Consider the following 26,504-nt stretch of genomic DNA (forward strand, 5'->3'; position numbering starts at 1 on the left):
AGCCTGTCAATCGACAGTCTTGATTAAACCGCCGATTCGTTTGTTTCGCCTGTACGAATACGAATCACTTGCTCAACCGCGGTAACGAAAATTTTCCCATCACCAATTTTCCCTGTGCGCGCAGCTTTGGTGATTGCCTCAAGTGCTACCTCAACGCGATCACTGGCAACCACAGCCTCAACCTTTACTTTAGGCAAAAAGTCGACCACATACTCAGCGCCACGATAGAGTTCGGTATGACCCTTTTGACGGCCAAAGCCTTTTACTTCAGTCACAGTTAAGCCAGTAACTCCTACTTCGGCCAATGCTTCACGAACTTCATCGAGTTTGAACGGTTTAATGATTGATGTAATGAGTTTCATGTATTCCCCCTAATGCAGTAATCATACCTAGAACTGGAAAAAAGTGCCAAATTCGGACTTTCCTGACAGACTAGGCTCTAAATTGAGAAGTAATCGGATAGCGCCAATCGCGGCCAAAGGCACGCGTTGTCACGCGCACCCCTGGAGGAGCCTGGCGGCGCTTGTACTCGTTTAATTTGATCAGGCGCGTTACTTTTTCAACACTCTCTGGATCAAAGCCGGCAGCAATGATTTGCTCAATGGATTGGTTTTGCTCCATATACCGCTCAACGATGCCATCTAAAACCTCGTAGGTTGGCAGGCTGTCTTGGTCTTTTTGATCTGGGCGCAATTCAGCAGAAGGAGCGCGCGTCAAAATGCGCTCCGGAATGACGGGAGCGATGCTATTGCGATAAGCGCATAAACGATAGACCAAAGTTTTAGCAATATCTTTAATCACTGCAAAGCCACCAGCCATGTCGCCATACAAAGTGCAATAACCCACTGCCATTTCACTCTTATTACCGGTAGTCAGAACGAGTCGCCCCGTTTTATTCGAGAGCGCCATCAACATCGTGCCACGCACACGCGCTTGAATGTTTTCTTCTGTGGCATCAACCTGCATGCCTTTGAACTGCTCAGCTAAGGCTTGCTCGAGAGCGTCAACGGGACCACTAATTGGGATCTCATCGTATTGAACATTCAGATTCTGGGCTAATTCACGGGCATCAATCCAAGAGATATCAGCGGTATAGCGTGATGCCATCATCACAGCACGTACTTTGTCTGCACCAAGGGCATCGACTGCAATCGCCAACACAAGAGCGGAATCTACGCCGCCTGATAAGCCAATAATCACACCAGGAAAGCGGTTCTTGTTCACATAGTCGCGCACACCCAGTACTAAGGCTTGATAAGCCTGAGCCTCAACACTTTGGGGTGGGGAGATTGAGCCTTTTTCGAGCTCACCTCCGGAACTGACATTTACAACACCTAGTCCAGTTTCAAACTGGGGCATAGACATAACCACTTCGCCATGGCTATTTAATGCAAAAGACCCGCCGTCAAACACCAATTCATCTTGACCACCAACGGCGTTGACATAGACTAAAGGCATTTTGGTTTGCTCAATGTGAGCACGCAATACATCGATACGCAGCGCCTCTTTTTTCAGGTGATAGGGCGATGCATTCGGGACGAGTAAAACGTGTGCGCCAGCCGCATGGACTTGTTTCGCTGGCCCTGGATGCCATGCATCTTCACAGAGAATCAGGCCATACTGAATGCCTGCGCAGTCAAATACACAAGCTTGCTTACCGGGCACAAAGTAACGCACCTCATCAAAGACTTCGTGATTAGGTAGCTCTTGTTTGGCATAGCCTGCAATGACCTTGCCATTCCGTAAAACGGAAGCATAGTTTTGTAGACCTGCTGACGTTAATTTTGGGTGACCTACTACGACCGTCAGATCTGGATATTGGGATAGATCTTGTACCAAAGAATCAAGCTGCTTTTGCGCAGCCTCAATGAAGGCAGGCCGGAGCAATAAATCTTCTGGGGGGTAGCCGGTCAGAGAAAGCTCAGGAGTAACAACAAGCTTGGCGCCTTGAGAAAAGGCCTCTTGAGCTGCTTTGTGAATCAGTTGCGCGTTACCAGCCAGATCACCCAGCAGCGGGTTCATTTGGGCTAAGGCAATTTTCTGTGCGCTCACTCCGAATCACAAAGCCTTTACTATCAATTGAATCAACACTAAGTTAAGCGTGCTCTTTGTTGTAACGATCGATGCCCTCAAGAATCTCTGTATGAGCATCGGCAACGCCACCCCAGCCTTTTACTTTCACCCACTTGCCTGGCTCGAGATCTTTATAGTGCTCGAAGAAGTGCTGAATTTGGTTTAAGCGCAATGGGTTGATATCTTCTGGTTTTTGCCAGTGTGTGTAGATTGGCAAAATCTTATCTTCTGGGACGGCCAACAATTTAGCGTCTTGCCCACCTTCATCTTCCATTTGCAAAACACCAAGTGCGCGGCAAGCAACCACGACACCCGGAATCAGTGGAAATGGAGTAATCACGAGAACGTCAACAGGGTCACCATCGCCAGCAATGGTTTTATTGATGTAGCCATAATTGCAGGGATAGTGCATGGCAGTACCCATAAAACGGTCTACGAAAATGGCGCCACTTTCCTTGTCAACTTCATATTTGATTGGATCCGCATTCATGGGGATTTCAATGATGACGTTGAAGCTTTCAGGGATCTTTTTACCTGGCTTGACGTTGTCGAGACTCATAAATACTCCGAATAATGATTAGTAAATACCCTGATCCTGTGGAGGGGGCGCAGGGGTGATTCTGTTACATACTGTTACGGCTTAAAGACATAGTTTAAAGCTTTCAGAAACCGGGTCGACCTAAGCGCAAGTAGCAAAAAACAATAAAGATTAAATTTAGGGAGTTCAAGCATGAGTAATGTCACTTTAGGCTTGTATTTTGCCTTGGTATGCGGAGTCATAGCCGTGATTTACGGTTTTGTGATGCGTAGCTGGATTTTGAAGCAAAGTACGGGCAACGCCAAAATGCAAGAGATTGCGGAAGCGATCCAGCAGGGTGCGGCGGCCTACTTATCACGCCAATATAAAACGATTGCGATCGTTGGAGTGATTCTCACCATTCTGATGGCGCTCTTTTTGGATTTTGCGACAGCGATTGGCTTTGTCGTGGGCGCGGTTCTCTCAGGCGCATGTGGTTTCATTGGTATGAATGTGTCAGTCCGCGCAAACGTGCGCACCGCTGAGGCTGCAACCAAGGGTATGAATGAAGCTCTCAACGTTGCCTTTAAGGGTGGCGCGATTACCGGTATGTTGGTAGTGGGTCTTGGACTCTTGGGTGTTGGTCTGTTCTTTATGTTCCTCGTTTCCATTGGCGCAGGACAAGACCTCTCCGCAGTATTGCATCCCCTCATTGGCTTGGCATTTGGCTCTTCATTGATTTCGATCTTTGCACGTTTAGGTGGCGGTATCTTTACTAAAGGTGCAGACGTTGGTGCTGACTTAGTAGGTAAAGTGGAAGCAGGCATTCCGGAAGATGATCCACGCAATCCAGCAGTGATTGCCGATAACGTCGGTGATAACGTTGGCGACTGCGCTGGTATGGCAGCTGACTTGTTTGAAACGTATGCTGTGACATTGATTGCAACCATGGTGCTGGGTTCATTGATGGTCGCTGGTGCTCCCGTAGCAGCCATCATCTATCCATTGGTGCTAGGTGGCGTATCGATTATTGCTTCGATCGTTGGCTGTTCATTTGTTAAAGCAACCCCTGGTATGAAGAATGTGATGCCTGCTTTGTATAAAGGTCTGATCATTGCGGGCGGCTTATCACTGGTTGCCTTTTACTTTGTCACCAACTTCATCATGCCTGATGATGCGCTGGGTATTCCGGGTAGTCAGTGGCGTTTATTTGGCGCAACTATTGTTGGCCTCTTGCTTACTGCTGCTTTGGTATGGATTACCGAGTACTACACTGGTACTCAGTTCAAGCCAGTACAGCATATTGCTGAAGCATCAACTAAAGGTCATGGCACAAACATCATTGCTGGCTTAGGCATCTCAATGAAGTCAACTGCTTATCCAGTCTTGTTTGTTTGCGCAGCGATTTATGCAGCATATTGGTTGGCTGGTTTATATGGCATTGCGATTGCCGCTACCTCGATGTTGTCGATGGCCGGTATCGTTGTGGCTCTAGACGCATACGGACCGATTACCGATAACGCAGGTGGTATTGCGGAGATGGCAGGTTTGCCACAAGCAGTGCGTGATATTACTGATCCATTGGATGCAGTGGGCAATACAACTAAAGCAGTTACTAAGGGTTACGCCATCGGTTCTGCTGGTTTGGCTTCATTAGTCCTCTTTGCCGATTACACCCATGCTTTAGAAGGTATCGGCCAGCAAGTCTCCTTTGATCTGTCAAACCACATGGTGATCATTGGTCTCTTTATTGGGGGCATGATTCCTTACTTGTTTGGGGCGATGGCGATGGAAGCAGTAGGCCGTTGTGCTGGTGCAGTTGTTGAGGAAGTGCGTCGTCAGTTCCGCGATATTCCAGGGATCATGGAAGGTACCGCTAAGCCTGAGTACGGTAAAGCGGTAGACATGCTCACTTCTGCGGCGATTAAAGAGATGATCGTTCCTTCATTGTTGCCAGTGGTTGCTCCAATCGTAGTTGGTCTCTTGCTAGGACCTGCTGCATTGGGGGGTTTGCTCATGGGCACAATCGTGACAGGTTTGTTCGTGGCAATCTCGATGTGTACTGGTGGCGGCGCTTGGGACAATGCCAAGAAATATATCGAGGAAGGTAACTTCGGTGGCAAAGGTTCTGAGGCGCACAAAGCTGCTGTGACTGGTGACACTGTAGGCGACCCCTACAAAGACACTGCAGGTCCTGCAGTCAACCCACTGATTAAGATCATCAACATTGTGGCATTGCTCATCGTGCCACTTTTGCCAGTGATCTCACGCTAAGTAATGCTTAGTAAGTAATATGCATTAGTAGCCAAAGTATCAAATAAAAAACGCCTAGCATTGCTAGGCGTTTTTTATTATTCAGCCTCTAAAAACTAATCTAAAGTTTCTAAGTAACGTTGCGCATCTAGAGCGGCCATACAACCGGTGCCGGCACTAGTAATCGCTTGACGGTAGATGTGGTCCTGAACATCGCCAGCAGCAAACACGCCCGGAATATTGGTAGCTGTCGCATTGCCCTCCAATCCTGAGTGAGTTTTGATGTAGCCATTATTCATTTCTAGCTGACCAATAAAGAGCTCGGTATTGGGTTTGTGACCAATCGCGATAAATGCACCAGTAACGGCGATATCTTCCGTGCCGCCATCTTGTTTCTTGATGCGCACACCAGTCACACCTTTTTCATCACCGAGCACTTCATCTAATGTGGCATTCAATTTCAGCTCTACCTTGCCTTCGGCAACTTTGGCCATCAAGCGATCATTCAAAATAGGTTCGGCACGGAATTTATCGCGACGGTGAATCACGGTCACTTTTTTGGCAATACCTGTGAGATAGAGCGCTTCTTCCACCGCAGTATTGCCACCACCTACCACGCATACATCTTGATTGCGATAGAAAAACCCATCGCAAGTTGCACAACCAGATACGCCGCGCCCCATAAACGCTTCTTCACTTGGAAGGCCAATGTATTGAGCGGAAGCACCGGTGCTAATAATCAAAGCATCACAGGTATAGGTTCCAGAGTCACCCACTAAGCGAATCGGCTTCTCTTTGAGAGCCGCTGTATGAATGTGGTCAAAAATGATCTCGGTATTGAAATGCTCCGCATGCTTCAAAAAGCGGTCCATGAGCTCTGGGCCTTGCACGCCTTCTGGGTCGGCGGGCCAGTTTTCAACGTCAGTGGTGGTCATTAATTGACCCCCTTGAGCCAAGCCAGTAATGAGGGTAGGCTGTAAATTGGCTCGGGCGGCATAGACTGCAGCGGTATAGCCGGCAGGACCAGATCCGAGGATGAGAACTTTTGAGTGTTTTGGGGTATTTGTAGTCATACCCAAATTATAGGTTTGCTTGTTTACAATCGGTAGAACATGGCGAGAACCGTATACCCGAAATCCCAATTGCCCCAGTCCCCAGAAAAAGGCGGGCCGGATCGGATGCCCCGCCTGCTCCTAGAGGCCCGTTGGTTTATTTCCCTAGGCTTATGCCTTGGACTATTTGCCATTTTGATTACCTATTCCAAGGCTGACCCAGCCTGGTCACATGCCAGTTTTCAGGCTCCCAAGAACCTAGGTGGCCGTTTTGGGGCTTATTTAGCGGATTTGATGCTCTACATCTTTGGGATTTCTGCTTTTTGGTGGGTTGTGCTATTCGGGCGTCGGGTTCTAAATGGCTGGAGGGAGCTTTGGAGTATCCCTTTGCCCCCAGATCCAGAAGCTAAACCCGACTCTCTCTTAATGCGTTGGTTGGGCTTTGGCTTAACTTTGGCGTGCAGTATGGGGCTGGAGTCTATTCGTTTGCATACTCTGTCCTGGCAGCTTCCTAGACCTCCTGGTGGTATTTTGGGAGAGTTAATCGGCGACCCTTTGCAAATGTCCTTGGGTTTTACAGGTGCAACCTTAGTACTTCTATTTGGACTTTGTGCCGGCCTTTCTTTATTCCTGCATTTCTCTTGGCTAGATATTGCTGAAAAAGTAGGGCGAATTTTGGAAGTATCTTTTCATCGCATACGCGAGCGTCGCGATAGTGAAGAAGATCGTAAGCTAGGTGAAGCTGCTGCTGAAGAGCGAGAAGAGTTTGTGGAAGAGATTCGGGGGCGTGTTGAAGTGGCAGCGCCAGTACAGATTGTGCGTGCACCCATAGAGATCGCAAAGAGCGCTCGTGTAGAGCGTGAAAAACAACAACCACTATTCGTTGATATCCCTGATTCTGAATTGCCACCACTGGCATTGTTAGATCCAGTTCCTGAAGTAAAAGAAACCATCTCCGCTGATGTCTTGGAATTTACGTCTCGTTTAATTGAGCGGAAGTTAGCTGAGTTCAATGTTCAGGTTACCGTGATTGCCGCTTACCCTGGTCCCGTAGTAACGCGTTACGAGATTGATCCGGCGATCGGCGTGAAGGGTAGTCAGATCGTTAATCTCTCCCGTGACTTAGCACGCTCACTGGGTGTTGTCAGTATGCGTGTAGTAGAAACCATTCCAGGTAAAACTTGTATGGCTTTGGAGTTGCCAAACCCAAGGCGCCAATCGGTTTACTTGTCTGAGATTCTGACTTCACAGGTATATAACGACAATCATTCTTTATTGACTCTCGCTTTAGGTAAGGATATTTCAGGCAGTCCCATGGTGGCTGACTTAGCGAAGATGCCGCACTGTTTGGTAGCGGGTACAACGGGTGCCGGTAAGTCGGTTGGTATCAATGCCATGATTCTTTCGCTGCTCTTTAAAGCGAAGCCGGATGAAGTGCGGCTGATCATGATTGATCCAAAGATGCTTGAGATGGCAATGTACGACAAGATCCCACATCTGCTTTGCCCAGTAGTGACTGATATGAAGCAAGCGTACAACGCATTGAACTGGGCGGTAAACGAGATGGAGCGTCGTTACAAGCTCATGAGTAAGTTTGGCGTGCGTAACTTAGCTGGCTTTAATAAGAAGATTCTAGAGGCTGAGGAAAAGGGTGAGAAGCTCACTAATCCATTTAGCTTGACGCCAGAAGATCCAGAGCCAATCTACAAGGCACCAGTTATTGTGATCGTCATTGATGAGTTAGCTGACTTGATGATGGTCTCTGGCAAGAAGATTGAAGAACTCATTGCCCGTATTGCGCAAAAAGCGCGTGCTGCAGGGATTCACTTGGTATTGGCAACACAGCGCCCTAGCGTAGATGTGATTACGGGCTTAATCAAAGCGAACGTGCCAACCCGTATCTCTTTTCAAGTCAGCAGCAAGATCGATAGCCGCACGATTTTGGATCAGCAAGGTGCTGAGGCACTTCTCGGTATGGGTGACATGCTATATATGGCCCCAGGTACTGGCCTGCCGGTTCGGGTACATGGCGCATTCGTATCAGATGATGAAGTACATCGTGTGGTGGAATGGCTTAAAGAGAAGGGCGAAGCTAACTACATTGATGGTGTACTCGAAGGCGCAGATGAATCCAACATCGATGCCTTAACAGGTGAGAGCGGTGGCGAGTCTGATCCACTGTACGATCAAGCAGTCGCGATTGTTCTAGAAAACAAACGCCCATCCATCTCATTAGTGCAACGTCATCTACGTATTGGCTACAACCGTGCTGCTCGCCTCTTAGAAGATATGGAAAAAGCCGGTCTTGTATCCAAGATGGGCAATGGCGGCAATCGCGAGATTTTGCATCGTTCCTCCGAGTAAGGTTTGATTTTGCAAAGATTCTTATCCGCATTGGCGATTCAAATCTCCATCGGTATTGCGACGATTCTTTTTTCAGGTGTAGCGATCTCGCAAAGTGAGAGCGGCTCAGACCAATTACGCCAGTTTGTGCGTAATTCCAAAACGGCAGAAGGTGATTTTGTACAACAGCAGTTGCGCGCGCCGAAAGCGAATGAGCCGCAAGACAAAGGTCTCAAAGTCGTACGTCAGACGCAAGGCCATTTTGTCTTTCAGCGCCCGGGTCGTTTTGTGTGGGATACCCAAAAACCATATGAGCAAAAACTGATTGCAAATGGCAATCAACTCATCTTATGGGATAAGGATTTAAATCAAGCCACTTTTCGTCCAGCAGGACAAGCGTTGGCATCAACACCAGCAGCTATTTTGTTTGGTGAAAACTCATTAGATCAACATTTTGAATTGATCGAAGGTGAAGAGCGCTTGGGAATGAAATGGGTTACCTTGGTTCCTAAAAGTGACCCCAATGCTAAGAAACAAGGTGACCTACCATATACCAAGATCTCGATTGGTATGGTTAATGGACTGCCCAAAGCGCTGGAGTTAATGGATGGCCTGGGAAGTGTGGTTTTAGTCACCCTCGATAAAATCCAACTCAATGTCAATTTGTCTGCCAACCGGTTTAATTTCATGCCTCCTGCAGGAGCTGAAGTCTTACGCTTAAACTAGAGTCTAAATAAACAAGCACACCTAATCTATAGAGCATTAAATGATTGATCCGCAATTACTCCGCAAAGATATCGCCGCTGTTGCAGCGCGTTTAGCTACTCGCAAATTCCAGCTAGATGTTGAGAGGTTCATCATCCTTGAGTCTGAGCGTAAGTCTTTACAAACCAGCACTGAAGAATTACAAGCCAAACGCAATCAGTTATCTAAAGCGATCGGCATGAAGAAAGGCAAAGGCGAGGATGCCTCTGCTGAGATGGCTGAAGTTGCTCAAGTAAATACTGATATGGAAGCCGGCGCATCCAGATTAAGTACGCTACAAGTCGAGATTTCTGATTTCTTGATGGGTATTCCCAATCTGCCAGATGATTCTGTGCCAATAGGTAAAGACGAAACTGAAAATAAAGAAATCAAGCGGTGGGGTACAGAACCTATATTTGATTTTGAGATCAAAGATCACGTAGATCTAGGCGGTCCATTAGGATTGGATTTTGAAGTAGCTGCCAAGATTAGCGGTTCTCGCTTCGTGGTTCTCAAAGGGCCGATTGCAAGATTACATCGTGCCTTAGCGCAATTCATGATCGATACCCATGCAAGTAATCATGGTTACCAAGAAGTCTATGCACCTTATATGGTGAACGCTGCCTCAATGCGTGGTACTGGCCAATTACCGAAGTTTGAAGAAGACCTCTTTAAGGTTCCTCGTCAAATGGGTGGGGAGGATGGTAACGGAGAGTCAAAAACGGAAAACTTCTACCTCATTCCAACGGCTGAAGTTCCGGTAACTAATTTAGTAAGAGATGAGATCGTTAGTGCCGATAATCTCCCCCTAAAGTTTGTTGCTCATACCCCATGCTTTCGCTCTGAAGCCGGTAGTTATGGTCGTGATGTCCGCGGCATGATTCGTCAACATCAGTTTGACAAAGTCGAGTTAGTACAAATCACTAAACCAGAAAACTCCATGCAAGCCCTCGAAGATTTAACGGGTCATGCTGAGAAGATTTTAGAGTTGCTCGAATTGCCATATAGAAAAGTATTACTCTGCACTGGTGATATGGGATTTGGTAGCACCAAGACTTACGACTTAGAGGTATGGGTGCCTTCACAAAAGGCATACAGAGAAATTAGTTCTTGCTCCAGCATGGGTGACTTCCAAGCAAGACGAATGCAGGCTAGATTTAAGGAGGGGCAAGGCAAGCCAGAACTCCTACATACATTAAATGGTTCTGGACTTGCAGTGGGCAGGACATTGGTCGCGTTAATTGAAAACAAGCAACAAGTAGACGGCAGCATTGCGATTCCAAAAGCGTTGCAACTCTATTTGGGTGGCTTAGAAGTGCTCAAGCCAATCTAACTAAAGCGTCAAAGTTTTAATCTTCAGTCGAGTAGCATTCTCCTCAAGTATCTTGTCGAGTGTAACGAGTAGCTTTACTTTAAAATGTTTAGCAGCCGCAAGATGAAGTGCATCCCCGGAACGCAATTTAGAAGAACTATCTAGTACTAAAAGCCCTGCTGAATAAAAGACTTTATTATCAATTGGTAGCAATTCAATATCGTTATTGCATATAGCTTCAAAAATCTTCCAAGCGCTCTTGCTCTCCTTTGAAGTAATTTGCCCTGTTCTTTCTTTTATACCTAAGGCACTCGCAAACTCTGTAAAAGTCCAAGCCGAAGAAATTAATTTTGACTGTTTTACGCCGTCATACCATTTCTCAATAGCTTTACTTTTTGCTTCTTCTGTACACATAGCTACTAATACACATGAATCTACATATACCATTAATAGGGACCTTCAGAGCGTACTTCATCCATGACTGATTTGCCCATTTTCATTGAACTCCTTAACTCTTTAGCCATCTTCGCTAAGGTTTTACGATCTAGCTTTTTCGGTTTAATAATCAGGGATCCATCGAGAGACAGGGTTGCCTCAACTTTGTCACCCTCTTTAAGGTGAATTTGTTTGATGAGTGATGCCGGAATACGCATTGCAAGACTGTTGCCCCACTTTGAAATTTGAATATTCATGCTATTTCTCCTCACAATGGATATACATTAATGTATATCCATAGTAACGTAATTAATTTATCCATGCAAACAATTTTCAATAACCAACATTGAGCAAGTGACTTTATTACACGATGGCTATAATTGCCCTTCGGTTCGGAGAGGTGGCAGAGTGGTCGAATGTACCTGACTCGAAATCAGGCGTACTGTCAAAGGTACCGAGGGTTCGAATCCCTCCCTCTCCGCCAAATTGTCAAAAAAGTGCTTAAATCTATCAACGATATTATTTTTAGTGAGTAAGATCTCGAACGGTTAAAGGAAGCTCATGTCATGATGACGCCCAATGAGATAGAAAAATTAATACCTGCAGAAACTGCTAAATTTCGCTCACCCATTCCTACTCAAGCGATATCAAGCGATGAGTTTATGCCGTCTATACAAACTCCTAAGCAAAAAGAGCTAGAGAAGCGTATTAAAGAACTTGGCTCAAGACTTGCAAAGCATCAAGGAGTCTCTCGCCGGAGATTCTTTCAAGGTGCCGCAGGAATGGCAGCAGCCTTTGTTGCCATGAATGAAACCTTTGGCCCGCTTTATGGGGTTAGTCACGCTGAAGCAGCAACACCAGAACTGGCAAACGAACGCGCTGCATCCCTCAAAAGTCAATTCATCATGGATATGCATACTCACTATCTGCGAGATGACACTCGTTTAGAGGGATTTGTCAGATCACGCGAGGCAGTGGGGAAGGCAGCTTGGAATCCCGCCCTTGCAGGCAAGCCACAAACTTTAGATGATTTGAAATTTGCAAATTATTTCAAAGAGGTCTTCTTAGATAGTGATACTAAAGTCGCCTTAATTTCTGGATCAGGCTCTGAAGATCCGCGGGATTGGTTTTTAACCAATGAAATGAAGGCGCAGGCCCGTAAAACAGTAAACCAAGAGGCTGGTACTAAGCGCATGTTCTCACATGCAATTTTCATGCCCGGAACGCCTGGATGGCTAGAAAAAGCAGAAGCGGATTATGAAAACCTCAAGCCAGATTCATTTAAAGGCTACACCATTGGCGATAACACCAATAAACAACTTTCTACACATCCTTGGCGGCTTGATGATGAGAAGTTGCTGTATCCCTTTTATGAAAAGCTGGCAAAGTGGAGTAAGACGCAGCCAAGTCTTGCGAACGTTTGTGTACATAAAGGTTTATATCCACCGTCTGTAACACAGCAGTACCCACATCTATTACCCTATGCAAAAGTTGATGACGTCGCCAAGGCAGCAAAAGATTGGCCACAATTAAATTTCGTAATTTATCACTCCGCCTTTCGCTATACAGGTGGCACTTGGGATGAGGGTTGGCAGCAGTTCAGGCGCACAGGCCGAATAGACTGGGTAACTGACTTGGCACAGATTCCTCAAAAAGCCGGTGTCAATAATGTCTATGGTGATTTAGGGCAAATCTTTGCTCAGAGTACTATTGCTGAACCAAGACTCTGTGCTGCGATGTTAGGTCAGCTTATTCAGGGCCTTGGTTCTGATCACGTTGTCTGGGGAACCGATGCCATCTGGACAGGATCACCGCAATGGCAGATTGAAGCCTTACGCCGTCTTGAGATCCCAGAGGATATGCAAAAGAAGTATGGTTTTAGCCCTTTAGGTTCTGCTGATGGACCAGTCAAACGCGCTATCTTTGGCGATAACTCAGCGCGACTCTATCACTTTACTCAAGCACAACGCAGTGCGCTTGCAGGGGATAAGGTGGCTCTGGCTAAATTTAGTTATGACGAGTTTGGTGATGGTAGAACCAATCTGCGATATGGCTATATGCAAGCATAGATTGGGGTAATTTAATTGCAAGGTAAAAACATGGCTAGTTTTACAGCTGTATTGAGTCGGCTTTTCTTGGTATGTATGGGCGTCGTCTTGCTTGCCTGCTCAACACCACCGAGCAGATTTGGTGTTTATCAGCAGTCTGATGGAACTATTGGCGTGCATTCTCCAAAGGATGCCAAGGAAGAAGAAGCTCAGGAAATGGCGGTAGCAGAGTGCAAGAAGCTCGGAAAACGAACTGCGACGATTGTCGATAGTCGGAAAACGGTCAATGACCGCTTTCCGATGACGTACAACTATTTGTGTAGATGAATCTTAAATTAAGTGAGATGAAGTGCTTAGCTAAGCAACCATTTCTTAATAGACTTATTGACACACATAGCATCTAAGGCAAGACCAAAGAACTCAGAGCCATTCGTGACCATGCTTTCAATGGCTTCTACTTTGCCTGACTTGATGCCGCGTAGATAAGTCGCTGCACGATAACGCAGGAAGTGCTCAGTTTCACCTTCTTCATTCTCCGTTGAGCAAAGTTCTAGATTGCCATAGCGGGTTTCAGGATTGATATTGAGGATGGATAAGCTTAATGCACCAACTAATTTCTCTGGTACTGGGATTGGTACATAGGAGTAAAGCGAAATCAACATCTCTTCTTCATCTACTTCAATGATGTGATCAATATCCAAAACATCTTGTTCAGTTAACTCAGTCTCACCTGAATCGCCACCACCAAAAGTAGACTCAAACTGCAACATTGCCGTATTGCTGCCTTTGGAGATTTCGATCATGTCAGGGTAGCCAAGCAAACCTTTCCACCAATACATGAGAGAGAAAGTGCAGGGCTTTACCTCTACCAACCCTTTGTTAGTCGATTTAGCGAAGTAGAGACCATAAAACTCATCATCTTTTTCTAGACCATATTGATCAACCTTAGATGATTTGGCAACAGGTTTAGTGCTAGCCTTTTTGCTAACTTTCTTCGCTGCTGGTTTCTTAGTGGGCTTCTTAGCTGCCGCTTTTTTAGCAGCAGGTTTCATTACCTTTTTTACCGTCTTTTTAGAGGCTACTTTTTTAGCAGCTACCTTCTTAACAGCTTTCTTTGTAGGGGCTTTTTTTACCACCTTGGTCGCTACTTTCTTTTTTGCTGGTGACTTTTTTGTAGCCATGGTCTATTACCCTTCATTTTTGGTAGTTAATGTGCATCAGCACTGGTAGATATTACTGCAAATTAATTGCAATAAATACTAAGCCTATATGGGGTTTTTCCTGCTAAATATATTACGTGGGGCAGAATAAAAATATTGCCTAGCTTATTGTTCTCTTGGGTAGGCATTGATACACTGAAACTACGCATTATGAATAAACCCAGTCACTTTTGAATGAGGGAATCTATGTTTCCAGAATATCGCGAATTAATCACCAAGCTAAAGACAACAGACCGTCACTTTTCCCATCTGTTTGATAAACACAATAACCTGGATACCAAGATTCTGCGGATGGAAGACCATAAAGAGCCGAGTACGCCAGAGGAAATTGAAACTCTAAAGAAAGAAAAGTTGCTGCTAAAAGACCAGATTTACGCAGTGCTTAAGAAAGCCAGCGCCCAATAGAAGGGTAATCTTTCTTGAGGAGGCAGGCTTTGAGCAACTGATTGCCTGCTTCTGTTGTGCGCCCACCTCATGGCTACATTGGCCACAAACATCGTTATCCGCATCAAAGTAGCTAACCTCTTCTTGACAGGCGTGGCATTTAGATAAGTTATCTGCGCCCATTTAAAATGAAGATGTAATGAACAAATCTCTCAAACTCTTCTTACTCTTTTTGGCATCTATTGTTGCTATCGCCACTTTAGGCATTTGGTATGCAGCATCGTCGATCAACCCAGCTCAGTTAACGCAATTGCTGAGTTCCTCCGTGAAATCCGCCACCGGCCGTGATTTGAAGATTGCTGGACCTGTTAGCCTGAAATTATTTCCCTCACTAGGGATTGTTGCGCAGAAAGTTTCATTGAGTAATGCATCGTGGGCTGGTAACACTGATATGTTGACGGTCAAGCATGTGGAGTTAGATATCGAATTACTCCCCTTGTTAAGAAAAGAGGTTGCATTCAATGCGATTAATCTGAATGGTGTAGAGGCACAATTACAGACCAATAAAGCCGGCGACGGTAACTGGGATTTCTCGCCACCAGTTTCATCTGGAGTTAAGGTGAGCAATGCGACTCAGTCACCCTCGAATAGTTCTGTAGCTGCATCAAGTTCGACCTCAGACCAAGTCGACCCTGTCAGGATTAAAAATTTCAGCATTACAGATGCACATTTGAGTTATGAAGGTTTTGGCGCTGAACCTAAATCTATTCTGCTGTCTAAGTTATCGCTAGTGGGTAGTAGCAATAAAACAGAGATAGTGGGTCAAGCGCAGTACGCCAACTATCAATTACTGATTAAAGGCAGGACTAGTAATTTGCATGATGCTTTAGACAACTGGGATCTGAGCCCCGTCAAACTGCCCTTGGATTTTGATCTCACAGTGAATGGTAAAACCTTGGCCATCAATGGCGAAGTAGATAAAAAGCCTAAGAGCTTGCCAAACTTTAATATTAATCTGAGCTCTAAAGCTTTTGAGTTTGCTCCCTTAGCTGGCTCAGTAGTCCTCGCTGGTGCTAGTGGTGCTAAAAGTTCTCCCTCTTCAAAACCACGTGGAAAGTTTTTCTTTAGTGATGAAGCCTTGCCATTCGATATGCTGCCCTATGCTAGTGGAAAGCTTGCTATCAATATTCAAGAGCTGAGTATTCCAGGTCATGTGCCGCTGACGGATTTAAAAGGAATCTTTGTTTTTAATGGCCCTAAGATCGATGTCAATGATCTCTCTTTTGGTCTTGGTAAAGGTGTTGCTCAAGTGCGCGCTAGCCTTGCTGAATTTCAAGGTCCTAATCCGCTCATTTCAATGAAAGGTATGGCAAAGGGATTTACTCTAGAGCAGCTGATGGATGCAGTTGATTCCAATACCAAGGTCAAGGGTGGAGATACAGAGCTTGCCTTTAATCTTCGCAGTACTGGAATTTCGATGCATCAATTAGCGAGTCGGGCAAATGGCGCAGCGCAAGTTTCAATTGGTAAAGGTAGCCTAGATTCTCGCTTTATCGATGGTGGTGGTGATCTCCTCATCACGATTGTGAATGCCGTGAATCCAATGCGTAAGCAAACTGATCAAACCCTGTTAGAGTGCGCAGTTGTCTATCTACCAGTCGGTAATGGCCAGGTCACCTTGAATGATTCTATTGGGGTGGTAACAGATCGTTTGGATATGGTGCTATCTGGCTCAGTAGATTTAAAAACAGAGGCTTTAAATATCAAGATTGATCCTAGAGAAAAATCTGGACTGACAACGGGTGTCAATTTAGCGGGCTTAGTGAAGCTTCAGGGAACCTTGCTCAATCCTCAGGCAGGCGTCAATAAAGAAGGCGTAGTGAATAGCGCTATATCGATTGGCTTAGGAATTCTGACGGGTGGGGCAACGATCTTGGCTGAGAACGCTAAATCTATCGCTACCAAGAATGCGGTCCAGCCTTGTAAAGCAGCGCTACATTCTTGGTCAGATATTTATCCAGGTGCTAACTAGTTAAAAAACTAAGCCGCTCACAAATAGGCTAAACAAAGAAATAAAGATGCTGGCAAAGAATGCGGTCCAGAAGCTAGAGATCGTAAAGCCACTCACTACTGCTGATACCAGCATTAACACCAAGGCATTCACTACCAATAAGAAGAGACCCAAGGTCAACACGGTCAATGGCAATGTTAGCAATATCAGCAGAGGCTTCACGATGGCATTAGCAAAGCCGAGAAGCAGGGCGGCGATTAATAGCGAGCCGCCATCAGCAAATCGCAGTCCGCTAAAGATATAACTAGCCACCCATAGAGACAAGGAAGTTAAGCCCCATTGAATTAGAAATGGCATTAAGTTGCCCATAATTTATCCCTTTAATTATTTTTAATAATTGGTCTAGCGTTTATATAGTATCAGCCGATCTAATAATGCGGCGGAATATCATCTTTTAAGCTACCACTACTTGCACCACCACTGCTAGCTTGCTCTTTAATGGCTTTGAGTTCGCGATACAGAAATTCAATTTGCTGTTGTTGTTTATAGACAGTCTCATTGAGTTTCTCAATAAGGTCCTCAGTAAAACTGAGTTTGATTTCGAGGTTGGTAATTCTGTCATCAGTCATTGGCGGCGCCTTATTTAGTAACAAGCTCAAATCGACCATCTTCCATTTCAGCTTTGGGTCTAATCCAAAAATCGTGCGATTGGAGTGATTCATAGACATAAGCTGGCTCTAGAGTGGCTTCAATATTTGCTAGAAAAGCGACCTTATAAAATCCACCGGTCTTTACATGTCTCAACTTTGCTCCAGGTTTAAAAAGTCCATCATCAGGATCAGCCATTTTGGGTTTACTCATAAAACGCACTTTCTAGGTATGATTTGGTGATGGCAAATTCCATCCCCTACTCCATTCTAGATATATCTCCCATTCCACAGGGGTTTACTGCCGCCGATGCGCTGCGAAACTCCTTGGATGTGGCGCAGCATGCTGAGAGGTGGGGCTATACCCGCTATTGGGTAGCAGAGCATCACAATATGACTGGTAATGCTAGCTCTGCAACGGCTGTATTGCTTGGATACTTGGCAGCGGGTACGTCTCATATCAAAGTAGGCTCTGGTGGCGTGATGCTCCCCAATCATGCCCCTCTAGTGATTGCAGAACAATTTGGCACTCTAGAATCTCTATATCCTGGCCGTATTGAGTTGGGCTTAGGCCGAGCACCTGGAACCGATCAAATGACAGCGCGTGCATTGCGTCGTGATTTACTAGGCAGTGATGATCGCTTCCCCCAAGACGTGCGCGAACTACAGCATTACTTTGGACCTATTCAGGAGGGGCAGTCTGTAAAAGCGATTCCAGGAGCCGATACTAATGTGCCGATTTGGATCTTAGGCTCTAGTCTCTATGGCGCTCAATTGGCCGCTCATTTTGGTTTACCGTATGCCTTTGCATCTCATTTTGCGCCTGAGCAGCTATTAGAGGCGATGTCGATTTATCGTGAACTCTTTAAACCATCTGCGCAACAAGCGACACCTTATTCTGCATTTGTCATGAATGTGGTAGCTGCCGATACCGATGAAGAGGCGCAGTATCTGTTTACAAGCTTGCAACAAAATGTAGTGCGCATGCGTCGCAATACTCGTGGTCAACTACCCCCGCCAATTGCTGATCTGGATGGGTTTTGTGAACCCCATGAAAAAGCAGCGGCAGCACACACTTTGCAATGTTCTTTGGTGGGTTCAATCGAGACGATTAAAAAAGGAATACGTACTTGGTTAGATCGCACCGGTGCAAATGAAATCTTATTTACTGGCCAGATCTTTGATCATCAAGCGCGTCTCAAATCATTTGAGATAGCGGCGAAGGCTACTCAAAGTCTATAAAGCGTTCACTCCAAAATAGCGTTGTAGTCAGAGGTGATGTAAACACCTTCCTTTGTGGCTTTATTCGCTAGCCTGAGGACTTCATTGTCTTTGCTGATCAACATACAGGGCTTTGCCGTATAAGCAATGTTTAAAAAGACTTGATCATCTGGATCACGACATTGCCATGGTGCGTTAATCAAGATTTCATCATCTATGGTTCTAGCTAAACTGCGCCACTCAGTAAGTATATTTTCTTGATGAATTTGTTCAAGACAGAAGAGGGGGCGACTAACAACATCAGCAAGCTCTTCAAAAGTTTTTGGGCTTGCTAAAGCATGAATCTGCCCATTAATAAGTGCCTGCTTGAGATGAATTGCTCTGAAGTCATTAAATACAAAGATATCTAATAAGACATTGGTATCAAAGACAACGGACTTCATTTAGTCTAGCTTTGATTGGAGCGCCAGATTTCTGGGGTGATGGTCACCTGGCCTTGATCGGACGAAATATAGGCTTCACCATCTTGAATATTGACGTGGATGACCATGCTGCGCTCAACCAGCTTATTGAGCTCTTTAGCCTGTTCTGCGGGAATGGAAATGACTTGTAGATTGCGAGCACGATTTAGTTTGTTGGCAATGCCATCCCACCAGATTTTGCTAGTATGTCCACCATAGCAATACACAACGACTTCGTCTGCCCTTCCACAAGCTTTGAGAATGCGCCGTTCATCGGGTTGACCAATTTCAATCCAGAGCTTAATAGCATCTGTCAGATCTTTAATCCATAAATCAGGTTCATCGGTATCGCTCAAGCCTTTAGTGAAGACGAGGTCTTCATGGGCCTGTAATGCAAAAGCGATGATTCTGACCATCATTCGTTCCTCAGTTTCAGAGGGGTGCTTTGCGATGGTTAGAGAATGACTACCATAGTAGTGGCGGTCTGAATCTGCGACATGAAGGTCGACTTTATGAATAGTTGCGCGGAGAGCCATACGGCATTATCGCCTTTTATGCCCAAGTGAACCCTGACAACCAGTATTATTTGTCTCAAGATCCCCAAATGACTATGTACCGTAGAGCCCCATGATCCGTATCACCGAACTGCGTTTACCCATTGCTAATGCTCCAGATGATCTTGAGCTGGCGATTCTGAAGCGTCTGAATTTATCGTCAAAAGATTTAATTTCTTTTGCAATCTTTAAGCGTAGCTATGATGCGCGTAAGAATGTTGCTCTAGCCTTCATTTATACAGTAGATCTTTCAGTCAGAAATGAAGCAGCGGTACTCAAGCAGTTTGCTAACGACACTCATGTCAGACCATCGCCGGACACTAGTTACCATTTCGTAGCTAAAGCACCTGAAACTATAAGCGCTGGCAAAGTATTGCGACCTGTAGTGATTGGCTTTGGCCCTTGTGGCATCTTTGCTGCTTTGACCTTGGCACAAATGGGATTTAAGCCCATCGTGCTTGAGCGCGGCAAGCGAGTTCGAGAGCGCACTCAAGATACTTGGGGTTTGTGGCGCAAAAATATTTTGAATCCTGAGTCTAATGTCCAGTTTGGTGAGGGTGGTGCTGGAACGTTTTCCGATGGCAAGCTCTATAGTCAAATTAAAGATCCGAAATTCTATGGACGTAAGGTGATTAAGGAGTTTGTTAAAGCAGGTGCACCAGCAGAAATTCAATACGTGGCAAAACCCCATATTGGCACTTTCCGTCTAGTTGGCGTAGTTGAAAAAATGCGTCAAGAAATTATTGATCTGGGTGGTGAAATTCGTTTTTCTCAAAAAGTGATTGGCTTTGATATTGAGAACGAGCAAATTACTGGAGTCAAAATCGAAGGGCAGCCTGATTTGCAGACTAAGCACGTAGTGTTGGCTTTGGGACATAGTGCACGTGATACTTTTAAGGCTCTGCATGATGCAGGCGTGTTCATGGAAGCCAAGCCCTTCTCGGTGGGATTTCGTATTGAGCATCCTCAATCCTTGATTGATAAGGCGCGTTTAGGACCCCATGCAGGTAATGAATTAATTGGCGCTGCAGATTACAAGTTAGTACACCACGCCAAGAACGGACGAGCCGTTTATAGTTTTTGTATGTGCCCCGGTGGAACCGTAGTCGCTGCAACCTCAGAACCCAATCGCGTTGTTACTAATGGGATGAGTCAATATTCTCGTAACGAGCGCAATGCAAATGCTGGCATCGTTGTTGGCATTACTCCAGAAGACTATCCAGGCGGACCGCTTGCTGGACTTGAGTTTCAGCGTCAACTGGAGTCAAAAGCATTTGAGCTTGGTGGCGGTACATATGAGGCTCCAGGGCAATTAGTGGGAGATTTTTTAGAGGGCAAGGCTTCAACTGAGTTTCGAAGCGTATTGCCATCCTATAAGCCAGGTGTTCATTTGACTGACTTGGCACAAGCCTTGCCTGCTTATGCGATTGAAGCTATTCGTGAGGCCTTGCCTGAATTTGAAAAGCAAATCAAAGGTTTTTCAATGAAGGATGCTGTTCTCACGGGCGTTGAGACTAGAACTTCATCACCTTTGCGCATTACTCGAGGATCAAACTTTCAGAGCTTGAATATTAAAGGTCTCTACCCAGCAGGTGAGGGGGCTGGATATGCCGGTGGCATCTTATCTGCTGGAGTAGATGGGATTAAAGTGGCAGAAGCAGTAGCGCTGGACTATTTTTCTTGAGCCACTTTATTGCTTGATTAATTTGCCAATCAGTTTTTCAAAGTTGGCTTCATCGAAGTGGAGATTATCAAAGCGCATGATCGAAAGATGCTGAGGCGGATCAATTCTACGTTGGGCATATTGATCCCAGTGTGCTAACTTCCATTTATCTCTAGCGTCACCACGCTTTTGCATACGAACCTTTGCTTCATTCTCATCGAGATCAATCCACGCAATGGATATGCTGGTCTGGAGTGGAATTCCCAATGCTTCTGGATTCAGCATCCTGCCGCTGTGTATTTCTTTCGAAAAGGGACCCACCAAAATCACGTTTACTCCAAGTAATAAGTTTTCTCTGGCGATATCTAGTAAGCCTTGATATTCCCAGTCACGCAGATTCTCAAGATAGTAGGGGCTATCGCGATCATTGGGGTTCTGGGTGGTAAGTTGCATCACATGGGCGCTATAAGCTCCATAGACCGTATCTTTATCCAAGAAGAAAAAGTCCTCCCCTGTTTTCTCAATAATGAGGGGAAGTGCCTTTTTGGCTAAAGTGGACTTGCCAGTCCCTGCGTGCCCTGCAAAGAGGATCAGGCGGGGTGCGTTAGGGGTGAGTTTGCAGATCATTTGTTACTAGTCTCGCAGAAATGAGGGGTAAGAGTGGAAATATCTCCTATTTTTCTGAAGTGACGATAATGTCGTCATGGCTTTAATCGTACTGACTGATGCAAAACTGGCTTTTGGCCATGTTGACCTCCTCGCAAATACCGCTTTTTCACTCGAATCTGGTGAACGTGTTGGCCTCATTGGCCGCAATGGCACAGGTAAATCGTCTTTATTGAAGATTTTGGCTGGTATTGAAAAAATGGATGATGGCTTGTTGCAATATCAACAAGGCTTGCGAATTTCTTACGTACCTCAAGAGCCGATCTTTGATGCTGAAGAAACCGTGTTTGAAGCAGTTTCAAAGGGTGTAGCTGAGGCTAAAGCCCTGCGCGAAGAGTACGAAGCCCTGAGCGTGGGCGAGTGGGATGACGCCGCTCACCATCGTTTAGACGAGGTGCAATCTAAGCTTGAGGCTTTGAGTGGCTGGAACTGGGAGCAGCGTGTTCATGAAACCTTAGACCGCTTGCATTTAGATGCCGAAGTCAAGATCAGCACTCTTTCTGGTGGCACAAAGAAGCGGGTGGCTCTAGCGCGTGCTTTAGTAGAGGTGCCTGATGTGCTGTTATTGGATGAGCCCACCAACCACTTGGATTTAGATTCGATTGCCTGGCTAGAAGAGCTCCTGAAAGAATATCAAGGCTCTGTCATTTTGATTACCCATGATCGTGCTTTCTTGGATAACGTTTGCACTCAAATTGTTGAGCTTGATCGCGGTATTTTAAGGAGCTACCCTGGTAATTTCACGCAATACGAAGTTCTTAAGGATCAAGAGCTAAATGCAGAATCCCTCGCTAATGCTCGTGCAGATAAATTACTAGCTCAAGAAGAAGTCTGGATTCGGAAAGGGGTCGAGGCGCGCCGCACACGCAGTGTGGCCCGAATCGCTCGCTTAGAAAAGTTACGCTCTAGTCGTGCGGAGCGCAGAGATGCGATCGGTCAAGTCAAGCTTGCAGTATCTGCTGGAGATCGCAGCGGCAAGATCGTTGCAGAACTAGAAAACGTGAGTAAATCTTACGGCAGACCGATTGTGAAAGATTTCACGGCAACCATCTTGCGTGGTGATAAGGTTGGATTACTTGGACCTAATGGCGCAGGCAAAACCACTTTGCTAAAACTCATTTTGGGCACGATTGCACCCGATTCTGGAACGGCAACGATGGGTACTCGTATTGAAGTGGCTTATTTTGACCAGATGCGGGAAGGTCTTGATCTCAATGCTTCTCTAGAGGATTACATTAGTCCGGGGAGCGAGTGGATTGAAATTAACGGCAATAAAAAACATGTCAAGAGTTATTTGAGCGATTTCTTATTCGCACCTGAGAGAACCAATTCCCCTGTCAGCACCTTATCTGGTGGTGAGCGTAACCGTCTTTTACTCGCACGTTTGTTTGCTCGCCCAGCCAACGTCTTGGTCTTGGATGAACCAACCAATGACTTAGATATCGATACCCTTGATTTGCTGGAGCAATTGTTACAAGACTATAAGGGTACGGTTTTCTTGGTGAGTCATGATCGTTATTTCTTGGATAACGTAGTGACCAGCATTATTGCTAATGAGGGTGATGGCTTCTGGCGTGAGTATGAAGGTGGCTATGAAGACTGGAAAATTCAAAAGGCGCGCTCTGACAAAATTCGTGCTGCAAACTCTAATCAAAAGTCTACCCCGAAGGCAGAAGTCAAGTCTGAGCCTATAGTAGAAGTAAAGTCAGTGGCTAAGCCAGCAGCCAAGAGTGGGGTGCAAAAACTCAATGGCAAAGAGCGTCAAGAGCTAGAGACCTTGCCTTTGGAAATTGAGCAATTCGAAATAGAGCAAGCCGATATTGGCATTGCCATGAGCAATCCTGATTTATATAAGAATGAACCAGAGTTAGCCGCCAGTATGCAAGCGCGCTTAAGTGAAATTACTGAGCAGTTAGAGCAAAAGTTACAGCGTTGGGAGCAACTCTTAAGTCGCTCTGAGTCCTAATTGCTGATGGGATCAATCGCCCCGTTTCAGGCGAGCCCGTAACTCAGCAATTTCATCAAGAAGATTCAAAGCCAGAGCAACGCCAGGAACATTGAGTTCTAAGTCATGACTCAGGTGCGCTGCGGTCTTAGCTCTTCTCAAAGAGTCACCACCAAAACGCCAATCCTCCGGGGAAGAGCCGGTAGGACTTAAAACTCCTTCTGTGACCCACGACATGATCATGTCCTCAGGTGTACGTGAAGCGTGTGAGAGCTCCACAATGCTCATATGTACTTCGTTTTCAACCACGCTACCTTCAATCCAAGTGATATTTGTAGTGTTTATTTGCGTCATCGCATCATCCCTTCAAATGGGTTCTGGGGTTGAAATCAAAAGCCTTTTCAAAAGCTTGATAAGCCTCTTTGTGGGCGTCACTATCTGCAGGTGGTAGTGCAATGGTTGGGACAACAAACAGATCACCCGGTTCAGCACTTGGAATACCTTTACCTTTAAGGCGCATCTTGCGGCCAGCCACAGTGCCTGCAGGAATCTTCAGTTCTAAGGTAGAGCCTGCAGGAGTGGGGATATTCACTGTTGTGCCTAAGGCGGCTTCCCATGGTGCTAAAGGAATATCGATGAATACATCTTTTCCATCCACGCGATAGATCGGGCTTTGGTGGAATTCAATTTCGAGATAGAGATCACCCGCTGGCCCTTCGCCAATTCCAGGTCCACCTTGGCCGGAGAGCCTGAGGTTTTGCCCAGCTTTAATTCCCTTCGGAATGCTGACATCGAGTTTGCGTTCTTGCGTAGTGACATGCCCACTCGCATCTTGGGTCGGCATGTGTAAGGCAATCGTCCGCTTGGCGCCGTTATAGGCGTCAGCAAGATCAATCAAAATTTTGGCGTGATGATCTTGACCTTTGAAATTCATGCCTTGGCGTGGATTACCGCTGTTACTGCCTCGTCCACCTTGGCGATGCTTGCCTCTACCAAAAAGAGATTCAAAGAATTCACTTTGATCACCCTCGAAGCCGCCACCATAGCCAGGGTGACCGCCACCATAGTCGGTATCAGAATATTCAAAGCCTTCATTCCAATTTGGGGGAGGCGTGAAGTCTTGACCGTTTTTCCAGTTAGCACCAAAGCGATCATAGGCAGCACGCTTCTCGGTATCTTTTAAGACTGCGTAAGCTTCGCCAATTTCTTTGAACTGCTCTTCAGCACCAGCCTCTTTATTCACATCTGGGTGATATTTGCGAGCTAACTTTCGGTAAGCTGTTTTGATTTCTGCCTCGGTGGCCGTCCGTGCAACACCGAGGGTTTCGTAGTAATCCCTAAATTTCATAAGCCAGTATTAATCCTAAATACGTAGTGGATTAATTCTACAGGCGTATTAGCTCATGACACCAATTTGCCAGGGGACAAACTCATAATCTCCTAAGCCTAAAAGCTCGCTCTTGGAGGGTTCGCCTGAGGCAGTTCTGAGGAACAATTCAAAAATGCGTTGACCCATCTCCTGAACCGAGACCGTGCCATCCAATATTTCCCCGCAATTAATGTCCATGTCTTCGGTAAGTCGCTGATACATTGGGGTATTCGTAGCCAGTTTGATACAAGGAGCGGGCTTAGAACCGAACATCGATCCACGACCAGTCGTGAAAGCGATGAGATTAGCGCCGCCGGCAATTTGTCCGGTAGCAGAAACTGGATCAAATCCAGGAGTATCCATAAAGACAAACCCCTTAGTCGTAACTGGTTCTGCGTATCGGTAGACTTCCATGAGTGGGCCAGTGCCACCCTTCATAGAGGAACCTAGAGACTTCTCAAAAATATTGGCGAGACCACCAATTTGATTGCCTGGGCTCACTTGACCATTAATTTGTACATCGCGACCTACTGAGTACTCATCTTTCCACCAACGAATCCGTTTGATGAGTTTTTCGCCAACCGATTGATTTGCTGCGCGGCGGGTGAGGGTATGTTCAACACCATAGATCTCTGGCGTCTCAGACAAAATTCCAGTACCTCCATGACGAGACAAAATATCAATCGCTGCTCCTAATGCTGGATTGGCAGTAATCGAAGAAAAGCCATCGGAACCGCCGCATTGCAAGCCAACAGTCAGATGACTGGCGGAAACAGTTTCTCGTTTGGCTTTATTGGCTTCTGGTAATAGAGCCTTCACTGCCTCGATACCCGCTTCAATTGTTTTGCGAGTGCCACCAGACTCTTGCATGATGAAGGTATGTAAGTTTGTTCCTGCCTTGAGGTCTTCCTGTTCCATCAAGCCTTTGAGTTGATTGCGCTCACAACCTAAACCGACGATGAGTGCAGCAGCGAGGTTAGGGTGGCGTGCATAACCAGCAATCGTGCGGCGTAGCAATTGCATGGGCTCACCACTCATTTCCATACCGCAACCGATATCATGGCTAAATGCCACCACACCATCTACATTCGGAAACTCTTTTAATCTTTCGGGTGTAAACCAATCCGCAATTTTGTTCACAACCGTTGCAGAGCAGTTTACGGTTGACAGGATGCCTATGAAATTGCGGGTGCCTACTTGACCATTCGGTCTGACGTAGCCTTGGAAAGTGGCACGCTCTGACTCAGGCAACATTTGTGTAGGCTTGAATTCGCTTGCATAGGCATAGTCACGATCAAATTCACGGAACTCTGTATTGTGGCTATGAACCATGGTGCCAGGTTCAATATCGACGTTAGCGAAACCTACAGTGACGTTGTATTTCAGAATGGGCTCGCCCTTGAGAATCTTTTTGGCAGCTATCTTGTAACCTGCAGGCACTTGGCTACGACTTGTAAAGCCCTCGCTCGGCACTTCAGCACCAATGCCGATGTCAATTCGTGCCACGACTATGTTGTCGTTTGGGTGTAAGCGAATGATCGGGCCGATCAGGCGTTTTTCGGAAATTTCAATCATGGATTTCTTTC

27 protein-coding genes and 1 tRNA gene are annotated in these 26,504 nt (G+C 45.9%); 12 read left to right on the forward strand and 16 right to left on the reverse strand.

The genetic code is table 11. The features are described from left to right. Positions 1–23 precede the first annotated feature (23 nt). From AOC29_RS03510 to ppa, 3 genes are all read right to left on the reverse strand, one after another. Positions 24–362, reverse strand: a complete 339-nt coding sequence (locus AOC29_RS03510; RefSeq protein ID WP_215296656.1) for a P-II family nitrogen regulator — start codon at positions 360–362, stop codon at positions 24–26. A 70-nt stretch (positions 363–432) separates the two neighbouring features. Continuing rightward, a complete protein-coding gene (locus AOC29_RS03515) occupies positions 433–2,052 on the reverse strand; it encodes an NAD+ synthase (RefSeq protein ID WP_215296657.1) in 1,620 nt (539 codons plus the stop codon). 43 nt (positions 2,053–2,095) lie between these two features. Then, a complete protein-coding gene (ppa, locus tag AOC29_RS03520; protein ID WP_215296658.1) occupies positions 2,096–2,632 on the reverse strand; it encodes an inorganic diphosphatase in 537 nt (178 codons plus the stop codon). 171 nt (positions 2,633–2,803) lie between these two features. Between ppa and AOC29_RS03525 the strand changes: the two genes are divergently transcribed. Beyond that, a complete protein-coding gene (locus tag AOC29_RS03525) occupies positions 2,804–4,864 on the forward strand; it encodes a sodium-translocating pyrophosphatase (protein ID WP_215296659.1) in 2,061 nt (686 codons plus the stop codon). A gap of 95 nt (positions 4,865–4,959) precedes the next feature. On the opposite strand, the gene trxB is transcribed toward AOC29_RS03525, so the two are convergent. After that, positions 4,960–5,916 carry a thioredoxin-disulfide reductase gene (gene trxB / locus AOC29_RS03530; protein WP_215296660.1) on the reverse strand — a complete coding sequence of 319 codons (957 nt, stop codon included), beginning with the start codon at positions 5,914–5,916 and terminating at the stop codon, positions 4,960–4,962. Positions 5,917–5,955: 39 nt separating this feature from the next. On the opposite strand from trxB, the gene AOC29_RS03535 reads away from it, so the two are divergent. From AOC29_RS03535 to serS, 3 genes are read left to right on the forward strand one after another with little or no spacing between them, the layout of a single operon-like run. Next, the gene (locus AOC29_RS03535; protein ID WP_215296661.1) at positions 5,956–8,259 is read left to right on the forward strand and encodes a DNA translocase FtsK; all 2,304 of its coding nucleotides are present in this window, start codon (positions 5,956–5,958) and stop codon (positions 8,257–8,259) included. Between the two features lie 9 nt (positions 8,260–8,268). After that, positions 8,269–8,964 carry an outer membrane lipoprotein carrier protein LolA gene (locus AOC29_RS03540; protein WP_215296662.1) on the forward strand — a complete coding sequence of 232 codons (696 nt, stop codon included), beginning with the start codon at positions 8,269–8,271 and terminating at the stop codon, positions 8,962–8,964. Positions 8,965–9,004: 40 nt separating this feature from the next. Continuing rightward, the gene (serS, locus tag AOC29_RS03545) at positions 9,005–10,315 is read left to right on the forward strand and encodes a serine--tRNA ligase (protein ID WP_215296663.1); all 1,311 of its coding nucleotides are present in this window, start codon (positions 9,005–9,007) and stop codon (positions 10,313–10,315) included. On the opposite strand, the gene AOC29_RS03550 is transcribed toward serS, so the two are convergent. Both AOC29_RS03550 and AOC29_RS03555 read right to left on the reverse strand, forming a co-directional pair. Then, positions 10,316–10,741, reverse strand: coding sequence for a type II toxin-antitoxin system VapC family toxin (locus tag AOC29_RS03550; RefSeq protein ID WP_215296664.1), 426 nt, complete (start codon positions 10,739–10,741; stop codon positions 10,316–10,318). Next, positions 10,741–10,986 carry an AbrB/MazE/SpoVT family DNA-binding domain-containing protein gene (locus AOC29_RS03555; protein ID WP_215296665.1) on the reverse strand — a complete coding sequence of 82 codons (246 nt, stop codon included), beginning with the start codon at positions 10,984–10,986 and terminating at the stop codon, positions 10,741–10,743. Before AOC29_RS03555 ends, AOC29_RS03550 begins: the two co-directional genes overlap by 1 nt. A gap of 137 nt (positions 10,987–11,123) precedes the next feature. On the opposite strand from AOC29_RS03555, the gene AOC29_RS03560 reads away from it, so the two are divergent. The 3 genes from AOC29_RS03560 (at position 11,124) to AOC29_RS03570 (ending at position 13,104) form a co-directional block, all read left to right on the forward strand. Further along, positions 11,124–11,213, forward strand: a tRNA-Ser gene (locus tag AOC29_RS03560). Positions 11,214–11,295: 82 nt separating this feature from the next. Further along, positions 11,296–12,798, forward strand: coding sequence for an amidohydrolase family protein (locus AOC29_RS03565; RefSeq protein ID WP_215296666.1), 1,503 nt, complete (start codon positions 11,296–11,298; stop codon positions 12,796–12,798). 51 nt (positions 12,799–12,849) lie between these two features. Further along, complete coding sequence (locus tag AOC29_RS03570; RefSeq protein WP_251370060.1) at positions 12,850–13,104, forward strand: hypothetical protein; 255 nt, start codon at positions 12,850–12,852, stop codon at positions 13,102–13,104. A gap of 26 nt (positions 13,105–13,130) precedes the next feature. Here AOC29_RS03570 and AOC29_RS03575 read toward each other — a convergent pair whose 3' ends face one another. After that, positions 13,131–13,958: a hypothetical protein gene (locus tag AOC29_RS03575; protein WP_215296667.1), complete on the reverse strand. Its 828-nt coding sequence runs from the start codon at positions 13,956–13,958 to the stop codon at positions 13,131–13,133. A gap of 225 nt (positions 13,959–14,183) precedes the next feature. Between AOC29_RS03575 and AOC29_RS03580 the strand changes: the two genes are divergently transcribed. Continuing rightward, a complete protein-coding gene (locus AOC29_RS03580; RefSeq protein ID WP_215296668.1) occupies positions 14,184–14,402 on the forward strand; it encodes a YdcH family protein in 219 nt (72 codons plus the stop codon). A gap of 178 nt (positions 14,403–14,580) precedes the next feature. After that, positions 14,581–16,413: an AsmA family protein gene (locus AOC29_RS03585; RefSeq protein WP_215296669.1), complete on the forward strand. Its 1,833-nt coding sequence runs from the start codon at positions 14,581–14,583 to the stop codon at positions 16,411–16,413. On the opposite strand, the gene AOC29_RS03590 is transcribed toward AOC29_RS03585, so the two are convergent. The 3 genes from AOC29_RS03590 to AOC29_RS03600 are packed head-to-tail and all read right to left on the reverse strand — an operon-like array spanning position 16,414 to position 17,253. Continuing rightward, complete coding sequence (locus AOC29_RS03590) at positions 16,414–16,764, reverse strand: phage holin family protein (RefSeq protein ID WP_215297330.1); 351 nt, start codon at positions 16,762–16,764, stop codon at positions 16,414–16,416. It abuts the gene before it with no gap. A gap of 56 nt (positions 16,765–16,820) precedes the next feature. Continuing rightward, positions 16,821–17,021, reverse strand: a complete 201-nt coding sequence (locus AOC29_RS03595) for a SlyX family protein (RefSeq protein ID WP_215296670.1) — start codon at positions 17,019–17,021, stop codon at positions 16,821–16,823. A gap of 10 nt (positions 17,022–17,031) precedes the next feature. Beyond that, complete coding sequence (locus tag AOC29_RS03600; protein WP_215296671.1) at positions 17,032–17,253, reverse strand: hypothetical protein; 222 nt, start codon at positions 17,251–17,253, stop codon at positions 17,032–17,034. Positions 17,254–17,282: 29 nt separating this feature from the next. Here AOC29_RS03600 and AOC29_RS03605 point away from each other — a divergent pair, with 29 nt between their 5' ends. Beyond that, the gene (locus tag AOC29_RS03605) at positions 17,283–18,281 is read left to right on the forward strand and encodes an LLM class flavin-dependent oxidoreductase (protein ID WP_215296672.1); all 999 of its coding nucleotides are present in this window, start codon (positions 17,283–17,285) and stop codon (positions 18,279–18,281) included. Between the two features lie 5 nt (positions 18,282–18,286). On the opposite strand, the gene AOC29_RS03610 is transcribed toward AOC29_RS03605, so the two are convergent. Together AOC29_RS03610 and AOC29_RS03615 are read right to left on the reverse strand one after the other, a co-directional pair. Beyond that, positions 18,287–18,703, reverse strand: coding sequence for a putative toxin-antitoxin system toxin component, PIN family (locus AOC29_RS03610; RefSeq protein WP_215296673.1), 417 nt, complete (start codon positions 18,701–18,703; stop codon positions 18,287–18,289). A gap of 5 nt (positions 18,704–18,708) precedes the next feature. Beyond that, positions 18,709–19,257: a YaeQ family protein gene (locus AOC29_RS03615; protein ID WP_215296674.1), complete on the reverse strand. Its 549-nt coding sequence runs from the start codon at positions 19,255–19,257 to the stop codon at positions 18,709–18,711. Positions 19,258–19,348: 91 nt separating this feature from the next. Between AOC29_RS03615 and AOC29_RS03620 the strand changes: the two genes are divergently transcribed. Continuing rightward, a complete protein-coding gene (locus AOC29_RS03620; RefSeq protein WP_215296675.1) occupies positions 19,349–20,959 on the forward strand; it encodes an NAD(P)/FAD-dependent oxidoreductase in 1,611 nt (536 codons plus the stop codon). Between the two features lie 6 nt (positions 20,960–20,965). Here AOC29_RS03620 and AOC29_RS03625 read toward each other — a convergent pair whose 3' ends face one another. Next, entirely contained in the window at positions 20,966–21,565 is a 600-nt protein-coding gene (locus tag AOC29_RS03625; protein WP_215296676.1) for an ATP-binding protein, read from the reverse strand. Between the two features lie 76 nt (positions 21,566–21,641). On the opposite strand from AOC29_RS03625, the gene AOC29_RS03630 reads away from it, so the two are divergent. Continuing rightward, the gene (locus tag AOC29_RS03630; RefSeq protein WP_215296677.1) at positions 21,642–23,570 is read left to right on the forward strand and encodes an ATP-binding cassette domain-containing protein; all 1,929 of its coding nucleotides are present in this window, start codon (positions 21,642–21,644) and stop codon (positions 23,568–23,570) included. 12 nt (positions 23,571–23,582) lie between these two features. Here the strand turns inward: AOC29_RS03630 and AOC29_RS03635 are convergent, their stop codons facing one another. From AOC29_RS03635 to AOC29_RS03645, 3 genes are read right to left on the reverse strand one after another with little or no spacing between them, the layout of a single operon-like run. Beyond that, positions 23,583–23,903: a chaperone modulator CbpM gene (locus tag AOC29_RS03635; RefSeq protein WP_215296678.1), complete on the reverse strand. Its 321-nt coding sequence runs from the start codon at positions 23,901–23,903 to the stop codon at positions 23,583–23,585. Between the two features lie 4 nt (positions 23,904–23,907). Then, positions 23,908–24,897, reverse strand: coding sequence for a DnaJ C-terminal domain-containing protein (locus AOC29_RS03640; protein ID WP_215296679.1), 990 nt, complete (start codon positions 24,895–24,897; stop codon positions 23,908–23,910). Positions 24,898–24,945: 48 nt separating this feature from the next. Continuing rightward, the gene (locus AOC29_RS03645) at positions 24,946–26,493 is read right to left on the reverse strand and encodes a UxaA family hydrolase (RefSeq protein WP_215296680.1); all 1,548 of its coding nucleotides are present in this window, start codon (positions 26,491–26,493) and stop codon (positions 24,946–24,948) included. Positions 26,494–26,504 lie beyond the last annotated feature (11 nt).

It is taken from the genome of Polynucleobacter sp. JS-JIR-5-A7, assembly GCF_018687935.1.
Classification (GTDB): domain Bacteria; phylum Pseudomonadota; class Gammaproteobacteria; order Burkholderiales; family Burkholderiaceae; genus Polynucleobacter.

Excerpts from the sequence above, each read along its gene's own strand:
- AOC29_RS03510 (WP_215296656.1), bottom strand. The coding sequence starts at position 362 with ATGAAACTCATTACATCAATCATTAAACCGTTCAAACTCGATGAAGTT.
- ppa (WP_215296658.1), bottom strand. The coding sequence starts at position 2,632 with ATGAGTCTCGACAACGTCAAGCCAGGTAAAAAGATCCCTGAAAGCTTC.
- AOC29_RS03525 (WP_215296659.1), top strand. The coding sequence starts at position 2,804 with ATGAGTAATGTCACTTTAGGCTTGTATTTTGCCTTGGTATGCGGAGTC.
- trxB (WP_215296660.1), bottom strand. The coding sequence starts at position 5,916 with ATGACTACAAATACCCCAAAACACTCAAAAGTTCTCATCCTCGGATCT.
- AOC29_RS03535 (WP_215296661.1), top strand. The coding sequence starts at position 5,956 with ATGGCGAGAACCGTATACCCGAAATCCCAATTGCCCCAGTCCCCAGAA.
- serS (WP_215296663.1), top strand. The coding sequence starts at position 9,005 with ATGATTGATCCGCAATTACTCCGCAAAGATATCGCCGCTGTTGCAGCG.
- AOC29_RS03550 (WP_215296664.1), bottom strand. The coding sequence starts at position 10,741 with ATGGTATATGTAGATTCATGTGTATTAGTAGCTATGTGTACAGAAGAA.
- AOC29_RS03555 (WP_215296665.1), bottom strand. The coding sequence starts at position 10,986 with ATGAATATTCAAATTTCAAAGTGGGGCAACAGTCTTGCAATGCGTATT.
- AOC29_RS03565 (WP_215296666.1), top strand. The coding sequence starts at position 11,296 with ATGATGACGCCCAATGAGATAGAAAAATTAATACCTGCAGAAACTGCT.
- AOC29_RS03575 (WP_215296667.1), bottom strand. The coding sequence starts at position 13,958 with ATGGCTACAAAAAAGTCACCAGCAAAAAAGAAAGTAGCGACCAAGGTG.
- AOC29_RS03580 (WP_215296668.1), top strand. The coding sequence starts at position 14,184 with ATGTTTCCAGAATATCGCGAATTAATCACCAAGCTAAAGACAACAGAC.
- AOC29_RS03585 (WP_215296669.1), top strand. The coding sequence starts at position 14,581 with ATGAACAAATCTCTCAAACTCTTCTTACTCTTTTTGGCATCTATTGTT.
- AOC29_RS03595 (WP_215296670.1), bottom strand. The coding sequence starts at position 17,021 with ATGACTGATGACAGAATTACCAACCTCGAAATCAAACTCAGTTTTACT.
- AOC29_RS03600 (WP_215296671.1), bottom strand. The coding sequence starts at position 17,253 with ATGAGTAAACCCAAAATGGCTGATCCTGATGATGGACTTTTTAAACCT.
- AOC29_RS03605 (WP_215296672.1), top strand. The coding sequence starts at position 17,283 with ATGGCAAATTCCATCCCCTACTCCATTCTAGATATATCTCCCATTCCA.
- AOC29_RS03610 (WP_215296673.1), bottom strand. The coding sequence starts at position 18,703 with ATGAAGTCCGTTGTCTTTGATACCAATGTCTTATTAGATATCTTTGTA.
- AOC29_RS03615 (WP_215296674.1), bottom strand. The coding sequence starts at position 19,257 with ATGGCTCTCCGCGCAACTATTCATAAAGTCGACCTTCATGTCGCAGAT.
- AOC29_RS03620 (WP_215296675.1), top strand. The coding sequence starts at position 19,349 with ATGATCCGTATCACCGAACTGCGTTTACCCATTGCTAATGCTCCAGAT.
- AOC29_RS03625 (WP_215296676.1), bottom strand. The coding sequence starts at position 21,565 with ATGATCTGCAAACTCACCCCTAACGCACCCCGCCTGATCCTCTTTGCA.
- AOC29_RS03630 (WP_215296677.1), top strand. The coding sequence starts at position 21,642 with ATGGCTTTAATCGTACTGACTGATGCAAAACTGGCTTTTGGCCATGTT.
- AOC29_RS03635 (WP_215296678.1), bottom strand. The coding sequence starts at position 23,903 with ATGACGCAAATAAACACTACAAATATCACTTGGATTGAAGGTAGCGTG.
- AOC29_RS03640 (WP_215296679.1), bottom strand. The coding sequence starts at position 24,897 with ATGAAATTTAGGGATTACTACGAAACCCTCGGTGTTGCACGGACGGCC.
- AOC29_RS03645 (WP_215296680.1), bottom strand. The coding sequence starts at position 26,493 with ATGATTGAAATTTCCGAAAAACGCCTGATCGGCCCGATCATTCGCTTA.